This window comes from Citrobacter sp. S46_ASV_140 (assembly GCF_018919545.1).
Taxonomy (GTDB): domain Bacteria; phylum Pseudomonadota; class Gammaproteobacteria; order Enterobacterales; family Enterobacteriaceae; genus Citrobacter; species Citrobacter braakii.
This window is the reverse complement of record NZ_JAHLRC010000198.1, coordinates 1-4303: the sequence shown is the minus strand read 5'-3', so window position 1 is coordinate 4303 and position 4303 is coordinate 1. Positions and strand designations below refer to the sequence as shown.

At 45.6% G+C, this 4303-nt stretch carries 3 protein-coding genes; 2 read left to right on the top strand and 1 reads right to left on the bottom strand.

The window, feature by feature from the left end; translation table 11 throughout:
* Positions 1-2639: S6 family peptidase (locus tag KQJ19_RS22610; RefSeq protein WP_216404194.1), on the bottom strand; the 2639-nt coding region annotated here is incomplete at its 3' end.
* 345 nt (positions 2640-2984) lie between these two features.
* Here KQJ19_RS22610 and KQJ19_RS22605 point away from each other — a divergent pair.
* Together KQJ19_RS22605 and KQJ19_RS22600 are read left to right on the top strand one after the other, a co-directional pair.
* A complete protein-coding gene (locus KQJ19_RS22605; RefSeq protein WP_216404193.1) occupies positions 2985-3518 on the top strand; it encodes a fimbrial protein in 534 nt (177 codons plus the stop codon).
* A gap of 68 nt (positions 3519-3586) precedes the next feature.
* The coding region (locus KQJ19_RS22600; RefSeq protein ID WP_216404192.1) for a FimD/PapC N-terminal domain-containing protein at positions 3587-4303 on the top strand (717 nt) is incomplete at its 3' end.

Here is a 4303-nt window from a genome sequence, read left to right as displayed (position 1 = left end):
CTTGCAGTCAGGGTGTCTACTGTCAGAGAGCCTGGTGAGCCGGCTTTGCTGAAGCGCACTTGCGAACCGTCCAGGTTGAGGGATTTCACCATGGACTGTCCGTCTGCCTGCCAGAGAGTATTCGTCATCGTCGCACCGGCGAGGGGCGCATTCAGGTTGCCACCATAAGCCGTGAACAGATTCTCACTGGCTTCCTCTGCTGTACCAAAATTCAGGTTGGCAGTATCATTCGCCTGAATATTTCCCGTTATTACGCTACCCGTGCCGACATTCAGCGTGGTGCCTTGGCCGTTAAAGCGCCAGCGCTCAGCCGAGTACTGTCCGGACAACAGCGAAAGTGTCGATCCCGCACCGGCAGCCACTTCACTGTCAGAAATCAGACCCAAGGTTGCCGTCAGCTTCGCGCCATCCGCCAGCGACAGCGATGAATGACTGAAGCTGCTTTTCTGGTTGAGAACGGCATCGGTGGACGCCACCGTCACCGAGCTGTCTGCGCTGTCAATCCCGCCGGTAAAATGCTCATTAATCTTAAGAGTAGAACCGTTATTCAGCTGTACGCGGCCGGTGAAACGGCTCCGATCGGCGTCGTTTGTCGCTTTTGACTGCCCGAATGACGGCGTGGTTTTCACACCGTTACCGTCATTGAGATCGATATAGAGATCTTCACTACCCAGCGTCACGGCAGAATGGTCTGCAAAAAGCGTTGTATTGAGGCTGGCATTCCTCGCCAGACTGAAATCAGTATTGTAAAGATTAAGCTGTTTCAGGCTGAACTGGCGGGTCTCCCAGTCACTTTGGGTAAAGGAAACCGGCTGAGTGAGGACAGAATTGTCGCCAAGCGCCTTCAGCTTATCCGCGACAGCCTGAGTACTGACGGCATGTACAACCGGATGCCCCTGAATAAACAGGCGGCCATTATGCTGGGTGAAGTTTCCCTCCGTGTTCATCCCACCATCCATGACAAAGTCGTTCTGCGTTCCGGGCGTCACGGTATTTTTAACATCAACATTACCGGTAAAATGGCCGTGCCAGACGTTGGCAACCGCCGTCGTGGCATCTGGCTTGTTGAAATCCAGGTTGACGGAGGCCTGACGCCCGCTGTTGGTCAGAATCGCCCCATCGTCGGCGCCGTTCAACTGATGGAAGGTGAGGCTGTTACCGTTGATATCGAGCTTACCGCCGCGATAGCCCCATTTGATATTATCGGGATTAACCTGTTTGTCATCGCTTAAAACAACGGTTGGGCGACCGCTTACAATACTGACATTATTAAAGGCCTGAACATTACCATCGCTATCCGGCCGTTGTGCCAGGACGACAGTTCCTTCGCCAACATTCAGCCCTCCGGGGTTGATTCCCGTGCCGTTAACTTTTAATGTCCCGACACCAAGTTTGTGCAGGTTATCGCCCTGAACACCATTTACTTGCCAGTCAACGCTATGATCGCCGTTGATAATGATCCCACCACCTTTCCAGGTCTGAGAGTCGAGCGGTTTGACCGTATAATCGTCATCAAAAGTCAGCGTTCCTGCACCCTGGTTAACGGCATGTTCTAATACAACGGTGCCACCGCCCTGGAAGGTGAGATCTTTACCGCTGTTTAATGAGGTTGGCGCAGTAGGGCCGAAATTGCCATGCATTGACCATGAGGCTGCACCCTGGGTTAATGTGCCAACGCCTGTGTTATCATCATATGACCAGCGAATATCTCCCTCATTTTGTTGTGATTTAATGGGAGCATCAGCGTCCTGTTTCATGGTATCAGCCACATCTCCGACAGGGATGATCGTATACCAGTTAGTTTTTCCATTCACACCCGCGTAAGAATTGAGCACGGCAGTGACAACCCATTTATTTTGCTTAGCATCCCAGGCAAAAAGTGGGGAACCACTGTCGCCAGGTGTGCCATAGGTGGAAAGTGGCGTATTTGTTGTATTAGTGACAAAACTCCAGTCCGAAATAAACGGATGATTTACGATCCCCCCGGTTTTATACGAGTATGCCCCTGACAGCTTAGTCAGTTTACCACTCTCATCTTTTACATATTGCGTTCCCGTACCGACCCGATAGAAAACGGGGAACCGTTCCTGATTCTGATATGTGCCTTTGGCCGTTCCCGCGTCAGTCATATCCAGAGCGCTAACCTCTGTCACAATTTTGTTTAGTCGGGGGGTATGGAAGTCTCGCTTGTGGTTATTTCTGTCAACCAGGGTGTAGGTAGTGTCGTCGTTGTAACCAAACTTCACCTTTTTATAGCCCACATTGTGCTTAACGCTGACGATATATTGTGGCGCAACTAATGTAGCAACCCCAGTCCTGTCATTAGAACTGAAATCTATCATGGGCGCTTTATTTAACGTGGTGACGACATTTCCATTTTTATCATATAGCGGGATGTTTTCTGCATCTGGTTTAAACGAGCCTTTATTTTCAGCGAAATCGCGATATGTTTGATAATTAACCCCACTGCTGACAACAGAAGCATTTGATGCAGCAGAACATAATATCCCCAACATACTCACTAGCAGTACGCTTATTGATACTCGTGGAGTGATGTTCTTCCTTATACCTTCACTGACTTCTGAAACGACAACCGCCTCACCTTTACTGTTCTTTTTTATCGCGTATATCTTATTCACGTTTCCCCCAGTCACTATCCGCTTAAATAAATGACATTTAAATGAAAATCAGATCCAGTCAATAAAAAAAAGCGTCTTTTTATTTTTTTATCCTGAAAGAGCATTGTAATGAGGAATTTACTGCCACCTTTTTCTATTTTTATCAGCTCTATTGAAAATAAAAGAGTTAGTTATAAAAATTGAAACAATACAATTAACCGAATCGCAAATAAAAAAAACCGATAAAAAAGTAACGATTGCTATTTTGGGGTTTGCCAGAGAGTTTCCAGAACAATATATTCTGTCTCGCTCATTAAGATTGTTATGAGCTTGACTTAAGAATTAAGCCTATTAATGGAGTATAAAATGAAAAAGCTGATTTTAGGTTCGGCAATTGTGGCAGTTCTGGGTGTAGCGTCTAATGCTATGGCTGCGCCAAACAGCGGTACTGTAAACTTTACGGGTAGTGTTTCGACTGCTACTTGCGATCTTTCTTTGAAAGATAATGCTGGTGGGGATATTTCAAATGTTAATTTAGGTGTTCTTTCAAATACATCAACCAAAAATGGTACTCCTGTCCAATTTAAGTTGGTACCTCAAGATGCGACTTGCCTTGCTAAAACTTCTGCTAATGTAGCCTGGACATCCTCCACGCTGGCTGCGGCAGGTATTAGTAACGCCGCTACTGGGGGAACTAACGCTTATTTGTTGGTTGCAGCAACCAACGCCACCCAGACAGGTACTAATTCTTATATCAAACAAGGGCAAACCTCTTTTGATTATACTGCTGCGGGAGGTGTTAAATCTTTTGATTATAGTGCAGTACTTGCAAAACCGACCGCAGCTCTGACTGCAGGCCCATTCAATGCATCTGCAAGCTATGTCGTAACCTATAAATAATTATCTTTTGATTAAAAGGGAGTTACCGCTCCCTTCTTAAATAAGATACATGTCGGCAAGGTTTTAAAATGAAGATAAAAGTATTATGTGTCGCTATCATTTTTCATTTATGGTCGAATGAAATTCTTGCCGACGATTTTAACTACAGTTTTATCCGTGGTGGCAGTAAAGATGTACCTGAGGTGTTGAAGAATACCGGGCAAAACATACCCGGAAACTATGTTGTCGATTTACTATTTAATGGCTCCAAGACAGCGGCCTCTGTAGAATTAGCTATCAGCAATGATGATGCTGAGCATATTTGCCTTTCTGATAAATGGTTACAGGAACAAAATATTCATATTAATAAAGAATTCTATAAACAGTATCTTAATCCCGCACGCAACTGCTATCTTATCGATAAAGAAAAGAACAGTCGGGTAAAATTTGATCCTTCCTTGCAGGAGTTATCAATCGATATGCCTCAGGCTGGCTTTATAGATTCAAAAAAGGAAGGCGGCACCTGGGATTATGGCAGTACCGGTTTCAAACTCGCCTATGATCTTAATACGTCAAAATCTACTGACCAGGATCGGACAACATACGGTAACATCGAAGGCCAGATCAATATCGGCGAATGGGTCCTGTTGGGTAGGGGATATGCATATCAGGGAGAAAAGTTTGAGAGCAATAACCTGCTGTTAACACATGCGATAAAATCGATTAAATCAGATATTCTTATCGGTAAAACCCAGTCCTACAATACCCTGAACGATGGTTTTACCTTTTATGGCGCGCAGTTAAAG

What these genes read in the sequence shown, in the direction of transcription:
- KQJ19_RS22605 (WP_216404193.1), top strand. Translation starts at nt 2,985, where the DNA reads ATGAAAAAGCTGATTTTAGGTTCGGCAATTGTGGCAGTTCTGGGTGTA.